This window comes from Crenobacter oryzisoli, assembly GCF_030385785.1.
GTDB classification, from domain to species: domain Bacteria; phylum Pseudomonadota; class Gammaproteobacteria; order Burkholderiales; family Chromobacteriaceae; genus Crenobacter_A; species Crenobacter_A oryzisoli.
This window is the reverse complement of the sequence record NZ_JAUEDK010000007.1, coordinates 46892-66199: the sequence shown is the minus strand read 5'-3', so window position 1 is coordinate 66199 and position 19308 is coordinate 46892. Positions and strand designations below refer to the sequence as shown.

Below are 19308 nucleotides of genomic sequence, written 5' to 3'. Positions count from 1 at the left end.
GTAGGCAAACAGGGAGGCAAGATTACCGACCGCTCGGAGAATAAGCAACCATCTTGAACCATGCTCGGTGCTTGTCACAAGGCTGACACAGGTATAGCCCATCCGTATCTGCAAACAAGCCCAATTATGGCCACCCCACCCGGCTCACCCGGTCATCCATGACAATGACACGATTTTCGACCAAGATAAAGACCACTTTCCCCGGCCGGCAGCGCCTGCATTGTCCGTGATGCCGGCCGGATCGCACCGCCGGCACCAATAAAGACAGCCGCCCGATAGGGCGGCTGTGGGGGGGAAGTGGCAGTGCTCACTTCTGCGTCAGTATCCACTGCACCAGCGTCTTCAGATCGGCATCGCCGATCTGCGGGTTGGGCGGCATCGGCACCGGGCCCCATACACCGGAGCCCCCCGCCTTCACCCTGGCGGCGAGTTTCGCAGCGGCTCCCTTGTCACCGGTGTACCGCCGGCCGACCTCCTGCCAGGACGGACCGACCATCTTCTTGTCGGCAGTATGGCAGGCAGTGCAGCTGTACTTCTGCGCAAGCTGCGGGTTGGCATGCGCTGCGCCGGCCCAGAAGACGAACACCGCCAGGCAGAGCAGATGCTTCATCGCGTGGTCCCGCATCACACCACCAGCTTCAGCTGCTCGACCAGCGACAGCTCGACAAAGCGTACCGGCAGCATCAGCACCACCTGGATCAAGAGGAACAATACCAGGGGCGACAGATCAAAGCCGCCGACCGCGAAGCGGCGCAGCGGTTTAAGGAACGGCCGGGTCAGCGCGTCGAGAATAGGCGTCATCGCGTTGTACGGGTTCACCCACGACATGATCGCCTGCACCAGCACCGCGCCCATCAACAGATACAGCGACTGCTTGAACACGTCGAGTACCGACAACAGCGCTAGTGACAGCCAGGTCTGCGGCGCGGCGAAGTTGTACGGCCAGGGGTTGAGCGCCAGCACGATCACGTTGGCGACGAGGCAGACCAGCCAGGCGAGCGCCAGTGTCGCACTGTCGTAGCCCTTCACGCTCGGGATCAGCTTGCGCGCCGGCAGCACCGCGAAGTTGGTCAACGCCAGGCAGAACTGCGCCAGCGGGTGCTTGAACGGCATGCGCGCCACCTGCAGGTAGAAGCGCAACAGCAGCACCAGCGTGAACAGGTCGGCCAGCGTCTTGATCAGGAACTGCAGGGTTTCGGCCAGCATAGGCTCAGTCCCGGCTCAGTTGTTCGCCCAGCTCGATCGAGCGGGCACGGCAGTCGCGCGCGCCCTGCACAATCGCCGCCTTGACGAGCTCGGCATCGAAGCGCGCGATCGCGCGCTCGGTAGTGCCACCCTTGGAGGTCACGTTGGCGCGCAATTGCGCAATGTCGGTGTCGGTCGACTGCGCCAGCGCCACCGCGCCCTCGAAGGTAGCCAGCACCAGCCGGCGCGCCTCGGCTTCGGAGAAGCCCACCTCGCACGCCGCGTTGATCATGCCTTCCATGAAGTAGAATACATAGGCCGGACCGCTGCCGGAGACGGAGGTGATGTCGTCGATGCCTTCCTCGTCGGCCAGCCACAGCGTCACGCCGGTCGCGGCCATGATCGCGTCGGCGGCCTTGCGGTCGGCCTCGCCGACTGCCGTGTCGGCGAACAGGCCCGACACGCCCTTGCCGACCATCGCCGGGGTGTTCGGCATCACCCGCACGATGCGGGTATGGCCGCCGAGCCAGCGGCTCAGCGCCTCCAAGCGGATGCCGGCAGCGATCGACACCACCAGCGCGCCGTTCAGCGTCGCCGACAACGCCTCGCACACCCCCTTGAGCTGCTGCGGCTTCACCGCCAGCACCACCACTTCGTCGGCCGACAACGCTGGCACCGCCTCACCGGCGGTGACCCCCTGCAGCGCGGACAGCGCGTCGCGGCGATCGGCGTTCGGGTCGACCACATGGATCTGGTGGCCACCCTGCTTGACCAGCCCGCCGATGATGGCGGTGGCCATGTTGCCGCCACCGATGAAGGTAATCTGCATGTTCCGGGTCCTCTCTATTTATTGGAGCCACTCACATAACCTGCCCAGCGTTGTTGCCCTGTCTTGACGTACTCCCTGTACTGGAACGCCAAGCTGGGACCGCTACGCCGGGTGTTGTCAGCGGCTCTTAGATTATTAATCGTTTGCTGCGGCAAAGGGCGGCTCAAGAGTGAGAATAGTCACGCGCACCAAAGATCGCGGTGCCGACCCGCACTATCGTCGAGCCCTCGGCCACCGCTACCTCCAGATCGGCCGACATGCCCATCGACAGCGTATCGAGCGCCAGACCGTCCGCGACCAGCTGATCGCGTAACTCGCGCAGCAAGGCGAACTGCGCCGCCTGCCGCGCCGTGTCCGGCGTCGGCTCGGGGATGCACATCAGGCCCCGCAGGGTCAGACGCGGCAATGCCGCCACCGCGCGAGCCAGCCTCGGTAGCTCTTCCGGCGTACAGCCGCTCTTGCTCGCTTCGCCCGAGACGTTCACCTGCAGGCAGACGTTCAACGCCGGCAAGTGCTCGGGGCGCTGCGCCGCCAGCCGCTCGGCGATCTTCAGCCTGTCGACCGAATGCACCCAGTGGGCCAGCTCCGCGACCGGCCGGGTTTTGTTCGACTGCAGGGGGCCGATGAAGTGCCAGACGAGATCGGGCAGGTCGGCCAGCGCGGCCGCCTTGACGGTGAGCTCCTGCACATAGTTTTCGCCGAACTGCCGGGCTCCGGCGGCATACGCCGCGCGCAGCGCCGGCTCGGGAAAGGTCTTGCTGACCGCCAGCAGCGTCACGCTGCCGGCGGGCCGGCCCGCCACCTGCTCAGCGGCGGCCAGCCGCGCACCGACGTCGGTCAATGCGCGGGAAATCGGGTGATCCATGGCCTTCCTTGTGTCTCCGGGTCGTCGTCGCCGGGCAACGACCCGGAACGACGGTAATGGAATGACAGAATTATAAGTGGAAGCGCCATCACGTCGATACACGCCGACCGCATCGGCAGCCCGACCCGCCGACCGTTGTGCTGCGGCAACGGCTCTGTCAGGTAATTGTAAAGTCCTTCTACTATTTGTAAATCTTTGTTAAGACCACTTGGCTATGCCGCTCAACTATCCACAATGGCGGTGCGCCTGCACGACGGGCGCGCAATAACAATGAACCCTATTGTCAGAACGATCAGAACGAAAGGATCGACGATGTCGATTTCCAGCATCTCCAGCAGTGCGACTCAAGTCGCTCAACAGACCCAACAAACCCAGCAGACTCAACAGGGCCAGGAAGTTCACCGCCATCGCCATCACGGCGGTCACAAGGCTGCCGACAGCCAGGCCTCCAGCACCGCCCAGACCTCGCCGACGCTGGTCACCAGCGGCACCGTTGGCACCCAGGTGAACACCGTCGCCTAAGCTGGCCTCTGCTTGCTAGCAGCCGGCGGTGCCCTCTTGGCCCGCCGGCTTTTGCTTGGCTAGGATAAATGTCAACATCATACTTTGCGAATCACCACGAAGGACCGCCAATGAACATCGCCGAACTGCTGGCGCTCGCCGTTAAGCACCGGGCATCCGACCTGCACCTGTCGGCCGGCCTGCCGCCGATGCTGCGCGTGCACGGTGAGCTGCGCCGCACCCAGCTGACAGCGCTGGCACCGGAAGGGTTGCGCAACATGCTGCATGGCATCCTGGACGACGCACAGCGCCAACGCCTGGACGAGATGCTGGAAGTCGACTTCGCCTTCGAACAGCCCGGCCTTGCGCGCTTTCGCATCAACGCCTTCATGCAGCAGCGCGGCATGGCGGCGGTGTTCCGCCACATCCCGCCCCGGGTGCCGACGCTGGCCGAGCTGGGTGCACCGCCCATCCTGTGGGAAATCGCCGACTACCCGCACGGCCTGGTGCTGGTGACGGGGCCGACCGGCTCGGGCAAGTCGAGCACGCTCGCCGCCATGCTCGACCACATCAACGACAGCCGCAACGGCCACATCGTGACCATCGAGGATCCGATCGAGTTCGTCCACGAGAGCCGGCGCTGCCTCGTCAGCCAGCGGGAACTGGGCACGCAGACGCTCAGCTTCGACAATGCGCTGCGAAGCGCTCTGCGCGAGGACCCGGACGTGATCATGGTCGGCGAACTGCGCGATACGGCGACGATCCGGCTGGCGCTGAGCGCCGCCGAAACCGGCCACCTGGTGCTCGGCACGCTGCACACCGGCAGCGCGGCCAAGGCCGTCGACCGGATCGTCGACGTGTTCCCGAGCGGCGAGAAGGAATGGGTGCGATCGCTGTTGGCCGACAGCCTGCGCGCGGTCATTGCGCAGACCTTGCTGAAACGGCACGACGGTAACGGCCGGGTGGCGGCGCACGAGGTCCTGCTCAGCACCGCCGCGGTGCGCAACCTGATCCGCGAGAACAAGGCCGCACAACTGGTATCGGTACAGCAAAGCGGTCAGCAGCAAGGCATGCAGACGCTCGATCACAGCCTCAAGGAACTGCTGCGGCGCCACGAGATCGGCGCCGACGAGGCACGCCGCCTGGCTGGTAACCCGGCGGCGTTCGCCCCCTGGTCATGACCTCGAGCGCTGCCGCGACAGTACGGTGGGGCGCTCCACGTAATACCCCTGGAACAGGTCGATGCCGAGCGCGCGGCAGCGCTCGAACACCTCGCGCGAGTCGACCTTTTCGGCCAGCAACTGCAGATGGTAGGGCTTGAGCTCGTGCACCAGCTGCGCGAGCCGGTTCGCATCGAGCGCCGGCAGCTCCAGCTTCACATAGTCGATCAGCGGCAGCAGCTTGCGATGCGCGGCGGACAGCTCGGTCAGGTCGTCGAGCGCCAACTTGAAGCCACGCCGCTTCAGCGCCCGGCAGCGCCGGACCACCGCCGGGGTGATCGCGATCGTCTCCAACAGCTCCAGCACCAGCTGCGCCGGCGGCACCGCGTCGAGCAGCGGCCCCATCAACAGCCGCTCGCCGACGTTGACGAAGCCGGGGTGGCCGGCCAGCGCGGTGACCAGCCCCAGGTCGACGAACATATGTCTGAGCACCGTGGCGGTCGCCACCTGCTCGTCGACTACCCGCGCGCGGTTTTCCAGGCTGGAGCGGAACAACAACTCGTACGCCACCAGTTCCAACTGGCGGTCGACGATAGGCTGTCGGCCTAGAAACACCTCGGAGTCGGGCATGGCACAGGTGCACCGGCAAGGGTCAGGAAACCCCATTGTTAACGGGGATTAAATTCATTCTATAGCATCAATAAAAAACGCCGCCCAGCAGGGCGGCGTGATTCAGTGCGAACGGCGAGCGCTTCAGTGCTGCAGGATCTTCGACAGGAACTGCTGGGCCCGTTCGCCGCGCGGCGCGCCGAAGAATTCCTCCTTGGCGCAGTCCTCGACGATGTGGCCGCGGTCCATGAAGATCACCCGGTCGGCGACGCGGCGCGCGAAGCCCATCTCGTGCGTCACGCACATCATCGTCATGCCTTCATGGGCGAGACCGGTCATCACGTCCAGCACCTCGTTGATCATCTCCGGGTCGAGCGCGCTGGTCGGCTCGTCGAACAGCATCGCGATCGGGTCCATCGCTAGCGCGCGGGCGATCGCCACGCGCTGCTGCTGGCCACCGGACAACTGGCCGGGGAACTTGGCCGCGTGCGCCTTCAGCCCCACCCGGTCGAGGTATTTCAGGCCCTTGTCGTTGGCCTCCTCGCGCGAGCGGCCGAGCACCTTCATCTGCGCGATCGTCAGGTTGTCGGTGATCGACAGGTGCGGGAACAGCTCGAAGTGCTGGAACACCATGCCGACGCGGCTACGCAGCTTCGGCAGGTCGGTCTTCGGGTCGCCGACCGACACGCCGTCGACCAGGATGGTGCCCTTCTGGAACGGTTCGAGCGCGTTCACGCACTTGATCAGCGTCGACTTGCCGGAGCCGGACGGGCCGCACACCACCACCACCTCGCCCTTGGCGACCTGGGTGGTGCAGTCGGTCAGCACCTGGAAGTCGCCGTACCACTTGCTGACGTTGGAGAGCTGAATCATGGCTGTCATACCGCAAACCTCTTCTGCAGGCGCTTCACCAACAGCGTCGCGCCAAAACTGATCACAAAGTACACCGCGCCGGCGAAGATCAGGAACTCGTGCGGCAGGCCGACGATGTCCCCCTTCGAGCGGGCGGTATTCAAAAAGTCGAGCAAACCGACCGCGTACACCAGCGAGGTGTCCTGGAACAGGATGATGCTCTGCTGCAGGAACAGCGGCGTCATCTTGCGGAACGCCTGCGGCAGCACGATCAGCCGCATCGCCTGGCCGTAGCCCATGCCCAGCGCGTACGCGGCGTTGACCTGGCCCTTCGGGATAGCCTGGATGCCGGCGCGGACGATCTCGGCATAATACGCCGCCTCGAACATCACGAAGGCGACCAGGCACGAGGTGAACGCGCCGACCGGCTCGAAGCTGCCGGTGAGCCAGTTGTAGATCAGCGGCACCACCAGGTAGAACCACGAGATCACCAACAACAGCGGGATCGAGCGGAAATAGTTCACGTAGAACTTGGCGAGGCCCGACAGCACCCGGCGGTCGGACAGCCGTGCCAGCGCCAGCAGGGTACCGAGCACCACGCCGCCCACCACCGACAGCCCGAGCAGCCGCAACGTCAGCAGCATGCCGTCGGTCAGCGCCGGCAGCGCCGGAATGATCTGACTGAAGTCCATCATTTGCCTGTGCTCCCGATCAGCCCGGGCACGCGCACCCGGTTTTCCACCCAGCCCATCAGCTTCATCAGGCTCATGTTGAGCACGAAGTAGATGACGGTGGCGAGCGTGAACGCCTCGAACAGGTTGGCCGAAAACTCGGCGGTCTGCTTGGTCTGCGCCAACAGTTCCATCAGCCCGATCAGCGACGCCACCGAGGAGTTCTTGAACACGTTCAGAAACTCGCTGGTCATCGGCGGGATGATGATGCGGAACGCCTGCGGAAGCAGCACGTGGCGGTACACCTGCGGCAGCGTGAAGCCCATCGCGTAGGCGGCGTTGCTCTGGCCCTTCGGCAGCGCCTCGATGCCGGTGCGCACCTGCTCGCACACCCGCGCGGCGGTGAACAGGCCCAGGCACACCACGACCGAGATATACGCCGATGTCGCCGGCTTCAGGTCCTGCTTGAACCAGACCTGCAGCGACTCGGGCAGGAAGTCCGGCACCAGGAAGTACCAGAGAAACAGCTGTACCAACAGCGGTACGTTGCGGAACAGCGCCACGTAGCCGCCGGCCACGCCCGACAACGTCTTGTTCGGCAGCGTGCGCATCACGCCGAGCACACTACCAAGGATCAGCGCAATCACCCAGGCCACCATCGCCACCGCCACGGTCCAGCCCAGGCCGGTGATGAACCAGTCCAGGTAGATCTCGTGGCCGATGCCGGTGGACTTGAAGAATACGCCCCAGTCCCAGTGGTAATTCATCGTCACCTCCAACGGAGGGTCGACCCTCGCGCGACGAGCACGCGGGCTCGCCGGCGCATTGCCGCCCCCCAAAAGCCAAGAAAGGGCGATACCCCGGCACGACCGAGTCCAAGCTCGTCGTGCCAAGGCCGCCCCCCGTTACCGCGTCAACGACACGCGTGCATTATTCGGCCGGTTTGTCGGTCGGATTCGTCACCAGCTTCTTGTAGACGTCGGACATCGGGAACTTCAGGTTCAGGCCCTTCGGCGGCACCGGGGACTCGAACCACTTGGCGTAGATCTTGTTGATTTCGCCGGACTTGTACGTGGCCTTCAGCGCGTCGTCGACCACCTTCTTGAATTGCGGATCGCCCTTGCGCAGCATGCAGCCATAGATCTCGAACGATTGCGGCTTGCCGGTCACCACCCAGCCCGCCGGGTTCTTGGCCTTGGCCATTTCGCCGTACAGCAGCGCGTCGTCCATCATGAACGCGGCGGCGCGGCCCGACTCGAGCATCAGGAACGACTCGCCGTGGTCCTTGGCCGAGATGATGTTCATGCCCAGGCTCTTCTCGACGTTCATCGCCTTGAGCAAGCGCTCCGAGGTGGTGCCGGCGGTGGTCACCACGTTCTTGCCCTTCAGGTCCGGGAAGTCCTTGACGCCGGAGTTCTTGGCGGTCAACAGGCGGGTGCCGATCTCGAAGATGCCGACCGAGAAGTCGACCTGCTTCTGGCGCTCCAGGTTGTTGGTGGTCGAGCCGCATTCGAGGTCGACAGTGCCGTTCTGCACCAGCGGAATGCGGGTCTGCGAGGTGACCAGGTTGTAGCGCACCTGCAGGTTCGGCATCTTCAGCTCTTTCTTCACCGCCTCGGCGACCTTGTTGGCCAGGTCCACCGAGTAGCCGATCGGCTTCTGCGGATCGTTGGCGAGGTACGAGAACGGGATCGAGGCATCGCGGTTACCCAGCACGATCACCCCGGACTCCTTGATCTTCTTCAGAGTCCCGGTGAGCTCGGCAGCCATCGCCGGCGCCGTCACCAGGGCACCGATTACCGCCGCGCCGATCAGCTGTGTACGTACTTTCATGACAGTCTCTCCTGTTGATAACGTTGCTGCTGCGTGAGGAGCCGCCCTTCTGTTGTAGGGGGAAGGGTCGGCTGAAACCTTTGTAGCATTGTTATTGCAAGCGTCGGGCATCTGGCGGCCGGCCATGCCGGTCGCGAGCCAGCTGTACTTTAACCTGCCTCTACACAATGACAGACAAGTTGCCCGATTCTGCCCGCGGATCCGCTGTCGGACAAGCGCCCGTATTCAATCGGCCTTCGCCTTCAAATGGTTGGCGAGGCGCACATAGTCGGCCACGGCCAGATTTTCCGGGCGCAGCCCCGGGTCGATGCCGAGCACGGCGAAGTCGGCGTCGTCGGCGATGCCCTTCAGGTTGTTGCGCAGCGTCTTGCGGCGCTGGCCGAACGCCTGCGCGACCAGTTCGGCAAACTGATGCTCGTCGCTGGCCACGCCGCAGCGCCCCGGGTTCGGGATCATCCGCACCACCGCCGAATCGACCTTCGGCGGCGGATAGAACGCGCCCGGCGGCACGATGAACAGGTTCTCCATCTCGAAGCGGTACTGCAGCATCACCGTCAGGCGGCCGTAGTCGGCGGTGGATGGTTCGGCCACCATGCGCTCGACCACTTCCTTCTGCAGCATGAAGTGCATGTCGATCACCTTGTCGGCGAAGCTCGCCAGGTGAAAGAGCAGGGGGGTGGAGATGTTGTACGGCAGGTTGCCGACGATCTTGATGCGGCCGGGCAGGCTGCCGAAGTCGAACGCGAGCGCGTCGCCTTCGTGGATGGTCAGCCGCTCGGGGCTGAAACGGCCCTTCAGCCGGGCGATGATGTCGCGGTCGATCTCGGCGACGTGCAGGTGGTTCAGCCGGTCGAGCAGCGGCTCGGTGATCGCGCCGAGGCCGGGACCGATCTCGATCACCGTGTCGTCGCGCTCGGGGCCGACCGCGCGCACGATGTCTTCGATCACGCGCGCGTCCTGCAGGAAGTTCTGACCGAAACGCTTGCGGGGGATATGGCTACTGGACATTCAGGTCCTCTGACAATCTTTAGCTTAAGTGTATGAAATGGCCGGCGCCGGCCCGGCTAGATGTAGTGCATCGCCAGGCCGATTGCGGCATAGCGCAGGAATTTGCCGAGGGTAATCCACACCAGGCAGGGCGCCCATTTGAGACGCAGCCAGCCTGCTGCGAGCGGTAGCGCGTCGCCGATGAAAGGCGCCCACGACAACAGCAGCGTGGCCGGGCCGAAGCGGCCAAACCAGCGCGCCACGCGCGGCGACAGCTCCTTTGCCGGCACGCGCCGCCCGAGCCACACGCTGGTGGCGCTGCCGGCGCTGTTGGCGACGGTGGCGACGCAAAGCGCCGGCCACAGCCAGCCGGGCCACTTATAGAGGAAGGCGGACAGTGCCACCTCGGAGTTGCCAGGCAGCAGCGTCGCCGACAGGAAGGCCGAGGCGGCGAGCCCGGAGAGCCCCCACAGCTCGGCGGCCATCAGGCCGTCAGCGTGAACGGCTCGCCGGCCGCATCGCTGACCACCTGGGACAGCGTGGCGAAGAATTCGGCGCCGTCGCGGGCGGACAGCCAGACGCCGTCCTTCTCCGCGAAGTGGTAGCCGCCGGTCTTGGCGGCGATCCACAGCTCCTGGTTCGGGGTGTGGCGGTTGACGATCACCTTGACGCCGTCGAAGTCGAGCTCCAGCACGTTGCCGTTGCACACAGTGTCGGCGTCGAGGCCGGCGTCGTCGATGGCGGTTTCGATGCGCGCGAAGATCGCATCGGACAGGTCGAGAAATTCGCTTTCGGTCATGGGGGCGGGTTCCATCGGGAAGGGTGGGCTGCCAGCGTCGGCCGGCTTTGTTAGTATGGCAATTTTGCCATAAGCGACCGATTGCCATGCGAACCGTGATCGCCCTTGCCGCCGTTGCCGCCCTGGTGACCGCCTGCGGCTACAAGGGACCACTCTACCTGCCCAAGCCCAACGCCAAGCATCGCACTGCGGGCGCCCGGCCGGTCGCCTCCGCGCCGCTGGCCGCCTCGGCCCCGGTCGCAGCGTCGGCGCCGGTCGCCGAGCCGGCCCAGAATACCAACCAGGACAGAACCAGCCCATGAACGCCTTTACCTATCGCGACGGCGCGCTCGCCGTCGACGACGTCGCCCTGAACACCCTGGCCGAGCAATACGGCACGCCGCTCTACGTCTACTCGGCGACCGCGCTCGACGCCGCCTATCAGGCCTACCGCGACGCGTTCACCGGCCTAGCCCCGCTGATCTGCTACGCGGTGAAGGCCAACGGCAACCTGGCGGTGCTGCAGCGCTTCGCCCGCCTCGGCTCCGGCTTCGACATCGTGTCGGGCGGGGAGCTGGCGCGCGTGCTCGCCGCCGGCGGCGATGCCGGCAAGGTGATCTTCTCCGGCGTCGGCAAGAGCGCCGACGAGATGCGCTACGCGCTCGAAGCGGGCATCCGCTGCTTCAACGTCGAGTCGATCAACGAGCTCAAGCGCCTGAACGACGTCGCCGGCGAACTCGGCCGCAAGGCGCCGGTATCCCTGCGCGTCAACCCGGACGTCGACGCCAAGACCCACCCGTACATCTCCACGGGCCTGAAGGACAACAAGTTCGGCATCGCCTTCGACGCCGCCTTCGACGCCTATCAGCTGGCCGCCAGCCTGCCGCACCTCGACGTGGTCGGCATCGACTGCCACATCGGCTCGCAGCTGACCGACGTCACGCCGCTGGTCGACGCGCTCGACCGCCTCCTGGTGCTGATCGACCAGCTCGCCGCCGCCGGCATCGTGCTCAAGCACATCGACCTGGGCGGCGGCATCGGCATCCGCTACACCGACGAGACTCCGCCGGACCTGGCCGCCTACGCTGCCGAGGTCGCCAAACGCCTCGCCGGCCGCAACCTGCACCTGATGCTGGAACCGGGCCGCTCGCTGGTCGGCAACGCCGGCGTGCTGTTGACCCGCGTCGAGTACCTGAAGCTCGGCGAGGAGAAGAACTTCGCCGTAGTCGACGCCGCGATGAACGACCTGATGCGCCCGTCGCTGTACTCGGCCTACCACGACATCGTCACCGTCGCCGAGCAGCCGGCCGCCGCGCCGCAGCGCTGCGACGTGGTCGGTCCGATCTGCGAGTCGGGCGACTTCCTCGGCAAGGACCGCGAGCTGGCGATCGGCGAGGGCGACCTGTTGGCGGTGATGTCGTGCGGCGCGTACGCATCGACGATGGCGAGCAACTACAACGTGCGCCCGCGCGCCGCCGAGGTGCTGGTCGACGGCAGCGCGGTGAAGCTGGTGCGCCGCCGCGAGACGCTCGACGAGATCCTCGCCAACGAGAAGGCGCTGTTGTCGTGAGCGTCGCGATCCGCGAACTGGACAAGGCAAACCCGGCCGACCAGGTGCTGCTGGTCCAACTGGTCGACGCCTACGCGCGCGACCCGATGGGCGGCGGCGAGGGCCTGTCGGCCGACGCGCACGCCCGGCTCGGCGCGGCGTTCGCCGCGCACCCGAGCACCTTCGCGCTGATCGCCGAGCAGGACGGCGAGCCGCTCGGCATCGCCCTGTGCGTGCTCGGCTTCTCGAGCTTCGCCGCCGCGCCGACCGTCAACCTGCACGACGTCGCGGTGCTGCCGGCCGCGCGCGGGCAGGGCGTCGGCCGACAGCTGATGGACGCGGTCGCCGCGGCGGCGCGCGAGCGCGGCGCCTGCAAGGTGACGCTGGAAGTGCGCCCGGACAACCAGGTCGGTCGCGGCCTGTACGAGTCGCTCGGCTACCGGCTGTCGGCGCTGGGCGGACAGGCCTACCTGATGATGGAAAAGAAGCTGTAAGCACCGCTCGCACCGCTGTTCCACGTGAAACGCCCCGCAATGCGGGGCGTTGTCTTGTCAGTGCACGCTCGCCACCGCGGGCGGGACTTTCCGGCCAGCCAGCGCCGCGCCGAGCGGCCCCTGCAGCAGGTCGCTCCACAGCAATTGCCAGGTAGGCCAGTCATGTGCGCCATCGAGATCGATCAGGTAGGTGGGCGTGCCGAGCTGGGCGAGCAATTGCTGACCCGCCGCATAGCGATCTTGCCTGCCGTAGGCGAGGTAGAACGCTGGCTCGGCATTGTCGCTACGGTGCGCCACCCATTGCCACGCCTCGCGGCTGCGCCGATCGATCGCGAGCCACGGCGTCGGACTCGCCAGCCAGCGCTGGAGCCCCTGCTTGCGCAAGTCCTGCAGCTCGGTATCGCGCCCGAGGAACGGCGCGATCAGAACGACGCCGCTCAGCTGTTCCGGATGCTCGTCGGCGTAGAGCATGCAGCCCATGCCGCCCAGCGAAATCCCGATCAGCCAGATGCTCCGATATCCTTCGCGGCGGGCGGGCAGGATGATGTCTTGATGGAGCCGTTCGACCAGTTCGCCGCTGAAATAATAGCCGGCGTGACTGGCAACGCTGACGACGTCGGCCCTGATGGCGCGCCGCCTGAGTTCAGCAATGAAGCCCTCGCGGGCAAAGTCCTCCCGCTGGTCATTGATGCCGGGCAACATCACCAGCAGTGTGTCGCTGCGCTGCGCAGGCTGCCCGCCGTAGTAGCTACTCGGGATCGGTCTTTGCAACCGGCCGTAGCATCCGCCCAGAATGACGAGCAGGAACAATACAGGAAACAGACGGGACAATTGCATGGCGCGCCCCCTTGGAGCCTGTTCAAAGTCTTTTTGCGGCTGCGGCCGTCCCCTGCCGGATGCAGCGCTAGGAGAGAGTCCCGCCGCAGTGTCGTTCACTGCCTGGGGCGAACGACAAAGCGATGCGCCGGCAGGGGACGGCCCCGTAGGGCTGGCCCGGCAAACGGCCAGCGCAGTCCGTAAAAAGACTTTGAACAGGCTCTTAGCGTCTTCCCGATATAGCAAAGCCTCCTGCCGCTTGGCCAGTGAGCGCTCGCACAGTCGCACCGAGCGATCTGCCGTTGCCGGCACGGCCTTTAGGCCGTTTGCATTGCCTGAATAGCGTTAAGTCTCTTAAAATTAACGATTTTCGCCGCCGAACAGTACCGGCAGCGCTCGTTTCTGGAGTTAAAGTGATGTCTGAACTTGAATTGGAAGTGGCCGGCCTGATCGTCGAGGCATTGAATCTGGAAACGGCCCCGCAGGAAATCGACCCGGCCGCGCCGCTGTACGGCGACGGACTGGGACTGGACTCGATCGATATTCTTGAAATCGCGCTGGTGGTGTCCAAGCGCTATGGCTTCCAGCTACGCTCGGACAGCGAAGACAATGTGCGCATCTTCGCCTCGCTTGCCAACCTGTCTGCGCATATCGCCGCTCACCGCACCTGTTGATGAATTGGCGCGTGCCCATGCTGGCGGGAAGCTTCGCCGGCTATTTGCTGCTGTCGCACTGGGTGCTCGAAGCCCCCGCACAGCACGCCTTGCTCGGCGTGCTGCTGGCGCTGGCCCCGCCCATCGCCGCGCTGGTCCTGCTCTGTCTCGCCGCCGGGCGGCGGCGCTTGGCACTTGCCGTGCCGGTGCTGGGCGCCGCACTGGTCGCCAGCCGGCTGGACTGGTTCACCGGGCACTTTCACTGGCTGTATTTCCTGCAGGACGCCGGCACGCAGTTTGCGCTGGCGCTGATGTTCGGCCGCACGCTGTTGCCCGGCCAGACGCCGTTGTGCCACCAGATCGCGGCGCTGATCCACGGCGAGCTCGACGACGCTGTCACCCGCTATACGCGCCGCGCAACACAGGCCTGGACGCTGTTCTTCCTGGCGATGGCCACGATCTCGACACTGTTGTTTTTCGTCGCGCCGCTGTCCGTCTGGTCCTTCTTCAGCAACCTGTTGGTGTTTCCGCTCGTCGGGCTGATGTTCGTCGTCGAATTCGCGCTGCGCTTGCGCGCGCTGCCGCACTGGCGCGACCAGCTGCGCTTTACCGATACCTTCCGCGCTTACCGCGCCCTTGGCCGTGACGGCTCGGGCAGACGAGACTCCTAATGTCGCTCCATTACCCCCTGATCGCTCACGACGACGCGGCGCGGCCGCTCGCGCGCTTCGCCGACCATGAGCATAGCGCCGGCCGCTTTATCGCCGACGTCACGACGCTGGCCGAACAACTGCCCGAGCGCGAGGCGCTGCTCAACGCCTGCCAGAACCGCTACCTGTTCGCGGTGGCACTGTACGCTTGTGCGCTGCGTGGCATCCTGTGCCTGCTGCCGGCGTCGCACAGCGAGCAAACCATCGCGCAGCTCTGCGAGGACTACCCGGCGCTCGGCTGCCTGAGCGATCGGCCGGACAGCGACATCGCGCTGCCCACACTGCTGATCGACGCGACCCTCTTGGCCGCATCGGATGCCAGTCACTGGCCACCGCCCAGCCTGCCGGCCGGCCAGCGGATCGCCCGCGTGTTCACCTCGGGTTCGACCGGGCGCCCGCAAGGGCATGACAAGTACTGGGGCGCGCTGGTCGAGACCACTCGCGCCGGCGTGGAAAGCCTGGGGCTCGAGCCCGGCTTCTCACTGCTCGGCACCGTGCCGGCGCAGCATATGTACGGCCTCGAGTCGACCGTGCTGCTGCCGCTGCTGGGCGGCGGGCTGCTGTGCGCGGAGCGTCCGTTCTACCCGGCCGACGTAGAGGCGGTACTGGCCGCCTTGCCAGCGCCGCGCGTGCTGGTCTCCACCCCTTTTCACCTGCGTACCCTGCTCGAGAGCGGGCTACCCGTCCCGCAGCTGGCCTTGATCACCAGCGCCACCGCGCCGCTGTCGGGCGAACTGGCCGGCGAGCTGGAAGCCCGCTTCGAGGCGCCGCTGCTGGAAATCTACGGCTGCACCGAGGCCGGCCAGCTCGCCACCCGACGCAGCGCATCGACCGAGTGCTGGGAATGCATGCCGGGCGTCCAGCTGCGTCCCGACGGCGCCGAGCGCGCGATCGTGCACGGCGGCCACGTCTGGAAGGAACAGCCGCTCAACGACCGGGTCGAATTGCTAGGCACGCGGCACTTCCGGCTGCTCGGGCGTACCGCCGACCTCGTCAACGTCGCCGGCAAGCGCAGCTCGCTCGCCTATCTGACCCAGCAGCTGCTGACGATCCCCGGTGTCACGGACGGGATATTCTTCCTGCCCGAGGAGGAGGGTATCGGCAGCGTCGCGCGGCTCGCCGCGCTGGTGGTCGCGCCCGAGCTCGAGCGCACGGTGCTGCTCTCGGCGCTGCGCCAACGCATCGATGCGGCCTTCCTACCGCGACCGCTGAAATTCGTCGCGGCACTGCCGCGCAACGCCACCGGCAAACTGCCGTTGGCCGAACTGCGTGCCGCCTTGCAGGATGCTGCCACCGATGACTGAGCACCTGTCGTTAACCCTGACGGTTCCGGCCGACCACCCGGCGTTTCCCGGTCACTTCCCGGCCCAGCCCATTCTGCCCGGCGCCGCGCTGCTCGATTACGCGGTGCTGGCGCTCGAAGGCGCGCTGGCGCTGACGCCCGGCGCGCTCAACCTGGTGTCGGCCAAATTTCTCGCCCCGGTCGGGCCGGGCAGCGTGCTGGCACTCGACGCGGCGCCGGCACGCGCAGGTGGCTGGCGCTGCACGATCCGCGACGCGGCCGGGAGCACCGTCGCCCAGTGCGAACTGCGCTTTGGCGATCCCAAGGGGGCGCGGTGAAGGCGAATGCCGTCTGGGCCAATCGCGCCGAACGCGGCTCCACCTTCTGGCTCGGCGTGATGCGCCATCTGGCACTGCGCCTGGGACGCAGACCGGCAAGGGCGCTGCTCTACCCGATCACGCTGTATTTCCTGCTGTTCCCCGGCCCCGCCGGCGCGGCATCGCGCGACTATCTGGCCCGGCTGTTCGGTCGCCCCGCCAGCCTCGCGGAACGCTGGCGACACTTCTTCTGTTTCGCGTCGACGGTGCTCGACCGACTGTATCTGCTGAACGAACGCGATGACCTGTTCGAGATCGAGATCGAGGGTCGCGAGCTGGTCGAGGAGGCGATGGCGCGCGGCGACGGCGTGTTCCTGCTCGGCTCGCATCTTGGCAGCTTCGAGGCGCTGCGCGCCGCCGGCCGCTGGAACTCGGAGCTGCGCGTCACACTGGTGATGTACCCTGACAACGCGCGCCAGATCCAGGCGACGCTCGCCGCGATCAACCCGTCGTTGCAGGAAGCAATCATCCCGCTCGGCCACCTCGACTCAATGCTGGCCATGAAGACACGGCTCGAAGCGGGCGACCTGGTCGGCATGCTCGGCGACCGCAGCCCGCAGCAGGAAGCGATGGCAAAGAGACCGTTCCTCGGCGCCGACGCGGCCTTCCCGCTCGGCCCCTTGCGGCTCGCCGCGGTATTGCGCCGCCCGGTGCTGTTCATGACCGGCCTGTACCTGGGTGGCAACCGCTACCGGCTGCACTTTTCCGAACTCGCCGACTTTTCGGCCGTCGAGCGCGGAGGACGCGAAGCGGCGGTGCAGGGCGCGCTCACCAACTACGCGGCACGGCTCGAGCAGCAATGCCGCACGGCGCCGTACAACTGGTTCAACTTCTACGATTTCTGGGCTGACCATGCTGACTAAACTGCGTTTTCTGGCCGTGTTGCTGATGCTGCCGCTAGCCAGCCACGCAGCCGAGTTCGACCTGAACCAACTGCTGGCCCAGCTGGCGCAGACGAAATCGGCGCACGCCACGTTCACCGAGAAGCAGTACATCGGCCTGATCGACAAGCCGCTCGAATCGTCGGGCGAACTCGCCTACACGGCGCCCGGCCATCTCGAGAAGCGCACCTTACAGCCGAAGGCCGAGGCGCTGCTGCTCGATGCCGGCACGCTCACTATCGAGCGCGGCAACCGCCGTCACGTGCTGAAACTGCAGGACTACCCCGAGATCGCGGCGTTTATCGACAGTATCCGCGCGACGCTCGCCGGCGACAGGGGTGCACTCGAAGCGGCGTACCGCAACGAGCTGGACGGGCGCTTTGAGCGCTGGACGCTGCGGCTGACGCCGCTGTCGAGCAAGATGCTCGCCAAGGTCAGCCGCGTGCGCATCAGCGGGGTGCGCACCGAGCTGCGCCAGATCGAGATCATCCAGGCCGACGGCGACCGCTCGGTGATGACGATCGACAAGGCCGGGCAGTGAAACAACGCCGCGCCCTGAACGTAGACCTGTGGCTGCTGGCGCAGGCCATCGGCGCGCTGCTGGTGACACGCGCACGTTTTTCCGCCGATGGTCTCAAAGCCGCGATCGGCGACAGCATCACCGCACTCGGCAGCACCACCGGTGCTCGAGGCGTTGCTGGCCCTGCTATTCTCCGCAATGCTGGACCGCTATGAATCCGCAGACTGACTGGCCGATGCCGCCGTGCACGGATGACGCGCAGTTCTTCGCCGCGCCTAAGCCCGGGCCGAACAACTCGCTCGTCGTGCTGCTGCCAGGCGCATACTGCCGCCCACAGGATTTCGTTGAGCGCGGTTTCGTCGCCGAGCTGGGCGAACGCCATCCGCACGCCGCGCTGTTGCTGTTGCCTATCGACCCGCTCGCAGTCACGCAGGGCGTGGCGCTGTCGCGCCTGGCCGATGCGCTCGCACCGTGGCGGGACCATTACGAGCGGATCTGGCTCGCCGGCATTTCGCTCGGTGCCTTGCTGACGCTCGCGCATCTGGCCGAATCTGCCGAGGGCGTAGAAGGTGCGCTGGCGATCGCTCCCTATCTGGGTACCCGGGCGCTGGAGCAGGCAATACGCGGGTCAGGTTCCCCAGCCACATGGGCGGCGACGCAGACTCCCGACTGGGATGCACGCGAACTCGAGGCGCGCGTCTGGTACTGGCTCGCCAACGGCGGGGCGCACCAGCTGCCGGTCAGCCTGGGGCTGGCCCACGACGACCGCTTCCGTTCGAGCCAGAACCTGGCAGGGGACTGCTGGCCGGCCGAGCACCGCTTCGGCGTGCCCGGCGGACACGACTGGAGTGCGTGGCGAGCGCTCTGGACATTGTGGCTGGATAGGGTGAACTTTAGCGTGAGTGAGACGCATCGATGAACGCACGACAACCTTGGCGACCGACGCCGCTGATCACCGCCTCGATGGCGCTGCACGCTAGCGCGGCGGGCGCCGTGCTATGGCACCCCTCTGCGTGGCCGTGGTGGCTGGCCGGCCTCGTCGCCGACCACGCGGTGCTGGCCGCCGCCGGCCTGTGGCCGAGGAGTCGGCTGCTCGGGCCGAACTGGACGCGGCTGCCCGACGCAGCGGCCGCGTGCGGCAGCGTGGCGATCACGATCGACGACGGCCCCGACCCCGAGGTCACACCGCGTGTGCTCGACCAGCTCGACGCGGCCGGCGCGCGCGCGACCTTCTTCTGCATCGGCAGCGAAGCGCGCCGTCATCCGGCGCTGTGCCGCGAGATCGTCGCGCGCGGTCATGCCGTGGAAAACCACAGCCAGCATCATCATCACAGCTTCTCGCTGCGCGGCCCGGTCGCGCTCGCGCGCGAAGTGGATGCCGCGCAGCGCACGCTAGCCGAAATCACCGGCATGACACCGCGCTTTTTCCGCGCGCCGGCCGGGCTTCGAAACCCGTTTCTCGAGCCGGTGCTGCACCGCAGGAACCTGACGCTGGCGAGCTGGACCCGGCGCGCGTTCGACACGCGTCAGAATGATCCGTCGCGGGTGCTCGAGGTACTGAGCCGGAATCTTGCCGGCGGCGACATCCTGCTGCTGCACGACGCGCATGCCGCGCGCACGAGTTCGGGTGCACCGGTCATCCTCGAAGTGCTGCCGGATCTGCTCGCGGCGATCCGCCAGCGGGGTCTCAACACCGTGACGCTGGCCGAAGCACTGATGCCGCAGCCAGCCGATTTTCAATCTTGATGGAAGGAAG

At 66.3% G+C, this 19308-nt stretch carries 27 protein-coding genes; 14 read left to right on the top strand and 13 right to left on the bottom strand.

The window, feature by feature from the left end; all coding sequences use genetic code 11:
* Nucleotides 1-307: 307 nt before the first annotated feature.
* From QU481_RS05820 to QU481_RS05805, 4 genes are all read right to left on the bottom strand, one after another.
* Nucleotides 308-610: a c-type cytochrome gene (locus tag QU481_RS05820; protein ID WP_289828979.1), complete on the bottom strand. Its 303-nt coding sequence runs from the start codon at nt 608-610 to the stop codon at nt 308-310.
* Nucleotides 611-624: 14 nt separating this feature from the next.
* Entirely contained in the window at nt 625-1206 is a 582-nt protein-coding gene (locus tag QU481_RS05815; protein WP_289828978.1) for a YggT family protein, read from the bottom strand.
* Nucleotides 1207-1210: 4 nt separating this feature from the next.
* Complete coding sequence (gene proC / locus QU481_RS05810; RefSeq protein ID WP_289828976.1) at nt 1211-2014, bottom strand: pyrroline-5-carboxylate reductase; 804 nt, start codon at nt 2012-2014, stop codon at nt 1211-1213.
* 163 nt (nt 2015-2177) lie between these two features.
* Nucleotides 2178-2879, bottom strand: coding sequence for a YggS family pyridoxal phosphate-dependent enzyme (locus tag QU481_RS05805; RefSeq protein WP_289828975.1), 702 nt, complete (start codon nt 2877-2879; stop codon nt 2178-2180).
* Between the two features lie 312 nt (nt 2880-3191).
* Between QU481_RS05805 and QU481_RS05800 the strand changes: the two genes are divergently transcribed.
* Both QU481_RS05800 and QU481_RS05795 read left to right on the top strand, forming a co-directional pair.
* Nucleotides 3192-3401 (top strand): hypothetical protein, encoded by a 210-nt coding sequence (locus QU481_RS05800; protein ID WP_289828974.1) that lies wholly within the window; start codon nt 3192-3194, stop codon nt 3399-3401.
* Between the two features lie 110 nt (nt 3402-3511).
* The gene (locus tag QU481_RS05795) at nt 3512-4561 is read left to right on the top strand and encodes a type IV pilus twitching motility protein PilT (RefSeq protein ID WP_289828973.1); all 1050 of its coding nucleotides are present in this window, start codon (nt 3512-3514) and stop codon (nt 4559-4561) included.
* On the opposite strand, the gene QU481_RS05790 is transcribed toward QU481_RS05795, so the two are convergent.
* From QU481_RS05790 to cyaY, 8 genes are all read right to left on the bottom strand, one after another.
* Nucleotides 4556-5170 carry an EAL and HDOD domain-containing protein gene (locus tag QU481_RS05790; RefSeq protein ID WP_289828972.1) on the bottom strand — a complete coding sequence of 205 codons (615 nt, stop codon included), beginning with the start codon at nt 5168-5170 and terminating at the stop codon, nt 4556-4558. The genes QU481_RS05795 and QU481_RS05790 overlap by 6 nt on opposite strands.
* 123 nt (nt 5171-5293) lie before the next feature.
* Complete coding sequence (locus QU481_RS05785; protein WP_289829067.1) at nt 5294-6022, bottom strand: amino acid ABC transporter ATP-binding protein; 729 nt, start codon at nt 6020-6022, stop codon at nt 5294-5296.
* A gap of 5 nt (nt 6023-6027) precedes the next feature.
* A complete protein-coding gene (locus tag QU481_RS05780; RefSeq protein ID WP_289828971.1) occupies nt 6028-6696 on the bottom strand; it encodes an amino acid ABC transporter permease in 669 nt (222 codons plus the stop codon).
* Nucleotides 6693-7439 carry an amino acid ABC transporter permease gene (locus QU481_RS05775; RefSeq protein WP_289828970.1) on the bottom strand — a complete coding sequence of 249 codons (747 nt, stop codon included), beginning with the start codon at nt 7437-7439 and terminating at the stop codon, nt 6693-6695. The genes QU481_RS05780 and QU481_RS05775 overlap by 4 nt, the downstream gene beginning before the upstream one ends.
* A 163-nt stretch (nt 7440-7602) precedes the next feature.
* Nucleotides 7603-8505, bottom strand: coding sequence for a glutamate/aspartate ABC transporter substrate-binding protein (locus QU481_RS05770; RefSeq protein ID WP_289828969.1), 903 nt, complete (start codon nt 8503-8505; stop codon nt 7603-7605).
* A gap of 225 nt (nt 8506-8730) precedes the next feature.
* Nucleotides 8731-9513 (bottom strand): 16S rRNA (adenine(1518)-N(6)/adenine(1519)-N(6))-dimethyltransferase RsmA, encoded by a 783-nt coding sequence (gene rsmA, locus QU481_RS05765; protein WP_289828968.1) that lies wholly within the window; start codon nt 9511-9513, stop codon nt 8731-8733.
* Nucleotides 9514-9569: 56 nt separating this feature from the next.
* Nucleotides 9570-9977, bottom strand: a complete 408-nt coding sequence (locus tag QU481_RS05760; protein WP_289828967.1) for a YqaA family protein — start codon at nt 9975-9977, stop codon at nt 9570-9572.
* Nucleotides 9977-10291: an iron donor protein CyaY gene (gene cyaY / locus QU481_RS05755; protein ID WP_289828966.1), complete on the bottom strand. Its 315-nt coding sequence runs from the start codon at nt 10289-10291 to the stop codon at nt 9977-9979. The genes QU481_RS05760 and cyaY overlap by 1 nt, the downstream gene beginning before the upstream one ends.
* 86 nt (nt 10292-10377) lie before the next feature.
* Here cyaY and lptM point away from each other — a divergent pair, with 86 nt between their 5' ends.
* The 3 genes from lptM to QU481_RS05740 are packed head-to-tail and all read left to right on the top strand — an operon-like array spanning nt 10378 to nt 12313.
* Complete coding sequence (lptM, locus tag QU481_RS05750; protein ID WP_289828965.1) at nt 10378-10593, top strand: LPS translocon maturation chaperone LptM; 216 nt, start codon at nt 10378-10380, stop codon at nt 10591-10593.
* Nucleotides 10590-11840, top strand: a complete 1251-nt coding sequence (gene lysA / locus QU481_RS05745; RefSeq protein WP_289828964.1) for a diaminopimelate decarboxylase — start codon at nt 10590-10592, stop codon at nt 11838-11840. Before lptM ends, lysA begins: the two co-directional genes overlap by 4 nt.
* Entirely contained in the window at nt 11837-12313 is a 477-nt protein-coding gene (locus QU481_RS05740) for a GNAT family N-acetyltransferase (protein WP_289828963.1), read from the top strand. Before lysA ends, QU481_RS05740 begins: the two co-directional genes overlap by 4 nt.
* 57 nt (nt 12314-12370) lie before the next feature.
* Here the strand turns inward: QU481_RS05740 and QU481_RS05735 are convergent, their stop codons facing one another.
* Complete coding sequence (locus tag QU481_RS05735) at nt 12371-13150, bottom strand: alpha/beta fold hydrolase (protein WP_289828961.1); 780 nt, start codon at nt 13148-13150, stop codon at nt 12371-12373.
* 395 nt (nt 13151-13545) lie between these two features.
* Between QU481_RS05735 and QU481_RS05730 the strand changes: the two genes are divergently transcribed.
* From QU481_RS05730 to QU481_RS05690, 9 genes are read left to right on the top strand one after another with little or no spacing between them, the layout of a single operon-like run.
* Nucleotides 13546-13803, top strand: coding sequence for a phosphopantetheine-binding protein (locus QU481_RS05730; RefSeq protein ID WP_289828960.1), 258 nt, complete (start codon nt 13546-13548; stop codon nt 13801-13803).
* Nucleotides 13804-13820: 17 nt separating this feature from the next.
* On the top strand, nt 13821-14453 hold the full coding sequence (locus QU481_RS05725; protein ID WP_289828959.1) for a COG4648 family protein: 633 nt from the start codon (nt 13821-13823) through the stop codon (nt 14451-14453).
* On the top strand, nt 14453-15796 hold the full coding sequence (locus tag QU481_RS05720; protein WP_289828958.1) for an AMP-binding protein: 1344 nt from the start codon (nt 14453-14455) through the stop codon (nt 15794-15796). The genes QU481_RS05725 and QU481_RS05720 overlap by 1 nt, the downstream gene beginning before the upstream one ends.
* Nucleotides 15789-16112 (top strand): ApeI family dehydratase, encoded by a 324-nt coding sequence (locus QU481_RS05715; protein ID WP_289828957.1) that lies wholly within the window; start codon nt 15789-15791, stop codon nt 16110-16112. Before QU481_RS05720 ends, QU481_RS05715 begins: the two co-directional genes overlap by 8 nt.
* Complete coding sequence (locus QU481_RS05710) at nt 16109-17014, top strand: lysophospholipid acyltransferase family protein (protein ID WP_289828956.1); 906 nt, start codon at nt 16109-16111, stop codon at nt 17012-17014. The genes QU481_RS05715 and QU481_RS05710 overlap by 4 nt, the downstream gene beginning before the upstream one ends.
* On the top strand, nt 17004-17573 hold the full coding sequence (locus QU481_RS05705) for a LolA-related protein (RefSeq protein WP_289828955.1): 570 nt from the start codon (nt 17004-17006) through the stop codon (nt 17571-17573). Before QU481_RS05710 ends, QU481_RS05705 begins: the two co-directional genes overlap by 11 nt.
* Nucleotides 17570-17767 (top strand): hypothetical protein, encoded by a 198-nt coding sequence (locus QU481_RS05700; RefSeq protein ID WP_289828954.1) that lies wholly within the window; start codon nt 17570-17572, stop codon nt 17765-17767. Before QU481_RS05705 ends, QU481_RS05700 begins: the two co-directional genes overlap by 4 nt.
* On the top strand, nt 17764-18471 hold the full coding sequence (locus QU481_RS05695) for a hypothetical protein (protein WP_289828953.1): 708 nt from the start codon (nt 17764-17766) through the stop codon (nt 18469-18471). The genes QU481_RS05700 and QU481_RS05695 overlap by 4 nt, the downstream gene beginning before the upstream one ends.
* Entirely contained in the window at nt 18468-19298 is an 831-nt protein-coding gene (locus QU481_RS05690) for a polysaccharide deacetylase family protein (protein WP_289828952.1), read from the top strand. Before QU481_RS05695 ends, QU481_RS05690 begins: the two co-directional genes overlap by 4 nt.
* Nucleotides 19299-19308 lie beyond the last annotated feature (10 nt).

Excerpts from the sequence above, each read along its gene's own strand:
- QU481_RS05705 (WP_289828955.1), top strand. The coding sequence starts at position 17,004 with ATGCTGACTAAACTGCGTTTTCTGGCCGTGTTGCTGATGCTGCCGCTA.
- QU481_RS05690 (WP_289828952.1), top strand. The coding sequence starts at position 18,468 with ATGAACGCACGACAACCTTGGCGACCGACGCCGCTGATCACCGCCTCG.
- QU481_RS05725 (WP_289828959.1), top strand. The coding sequence starts at position 13,821 with ATGCTGGCGGGAAGCTTCGCCGGCTATTTGCTGCTGTCGCACTGGGTG.
- QU481_RS05805 (WP_289828975.1), bottom strand. The coding sequence starts at position 2,879 with ATGGATCACCCGATTTCCCGCGCATTGACCGACGTCGGTGCGCGGCTG.
- QU481_RS05780 (WP_289828971.1), bottom strand. The coding sequence starts at position 6,696 with ATGATGGACTTCAGTCAGATCATTCCGGCGCTGCCGGCGCTGACCGAC.
- lysA (WP_289828964.1), top strand. The coding sequence starts at position 10,590 with ATGAACGCCTTTACCTATCGCGACGGCGCGCTCGCCGTCGACGACGTC.
- rsmA (WP_289828968.1), bottom strand. The coding sequence starts at position 9,513 with ATGTCCAGTAGCCATATCCCCCGCAAGCGTTTCGGTCAGAACTTCCTG.
- QU481_RS05795 (WP_289828973.1), top strand. The coding sequence starts at position 3,512 with ATGAACATCGCCGAACTGCTGGCGCTCGCCGTTAAGCACCGGGCATCC.
- cyaY (WP_289828966.1), bottom strand. The coding sequence starts at position 10,291 with ATGACCGAAAGCGAATTTCTCGACCTGTCCGATGCGATCTTCGCGCGC.
- QU481_RS05715 (WP_289828957.1), top strand. The coding sequence starts at position 15,789 with ATGACTGAGCACCTGTCGTTAACCCTGACGGTTCCGGCCGACCACCCG.
- QU481_RS05735 (WP_289828961.1), bottom strand. The coding sequence starts at position 13,150 with ATGCAATTGTCCCGTCTGTTTCCTGTATTGTTCCTGCTCGTCATTCTG.
- QU481_RS05770 (WP_289828969.1), bottom strand. The coding sequence starts at position 8,505 with ATGAAAGTACGTACACAGCTGATCGGCGCGGCGGTAATCGGTGCCCTG.
- QU481_RS05760 (WP_289828967.1), bottom strand. The coding sequence starts at position 9,977 with ATGGCCGCCGAGCTGTGGGGGCTCTCCGGGCTCGCCGCCTCGGCCTTC.
- QU481_RS05820 (WP_289828979.1), bottom strand. The coding sequence starts at position 610 with ATGAAGCATCTGCTCTGCCTGGCGGTGTTCGTCTTCTGGGCCGGCGCA.
- QU481_RS05800 (WP_289828974.1), top strand. The coding sequence starts at position 3,192 with ATGTCGATTTCCAGCATCTCCAGCAGTGCGACTCAAGTCGCTCAACAG.
- QU481_RS05815 (WP_289828978.1), bottom strand. The coding sequence starts at position 1,206 with ATGCTGGCCGAAACCCTGCAGTTCCTGATCAAGACGCTGGCCGACCTG.
- QU481_RS05775 (WP_289828970.1), bottom strand. The coding sequence starts at position 7,439 with ATGAATTACCACTGGGACTGGGGCGTATTCTTCAAGTCCACCGGCATC.
- QU481_RS05790 (WP_289828972.1), bottom strand. The coding sequence starts at position 5,170 with ATGCCCGACTCCGAGGTGTTTCTAGGCCGACAGCCTATCGTCGACCGC.
- proC (WP_289828976.1), bottom strand. The coding sequence starts at position 2,014 with ATGCAGATTACCTTCATCGGTGGCGGCAACATGGCCACCGCCATCATC.
- QU481_RS05720 (WP_289828958.1), top strand. The coding sequence starts at position 14,453 with ATGTCGCTCCATTACCCCCTGATCGCTCACGACGACGCGGCGCGGCCG.
- QU481_RS05785 (WP_289829067.1), bottom strand. The coding sequence starts at position 6,022 with ATGATTCAGCTCTCCAACGTCAGCAAGTGGTACGGCGACTTCCAGGTG.
- lptM (WP_289828965.1), top strand. The coding sequence starts at position 10,378 with ATGCGAACCGTGATCGCCCTTGCCGCCGTTGCCGCCCTGGTGACCGCC.
- QU481_RS05695 (WP_289828953.1), top strand. The coding sequence starts at position 17,764 with ATGAATCCGCAGACTGACTGGCCGATGCCGCCGTGCACGGATGACGCG.
- QU481_RS05730 (WP_289828960.1), top strand. The coding sequence starts at position 13,546 with ATGTCTGAACTTGAATTGGAAGTGGCCGGCCTGATCGTCGAGGCATTG.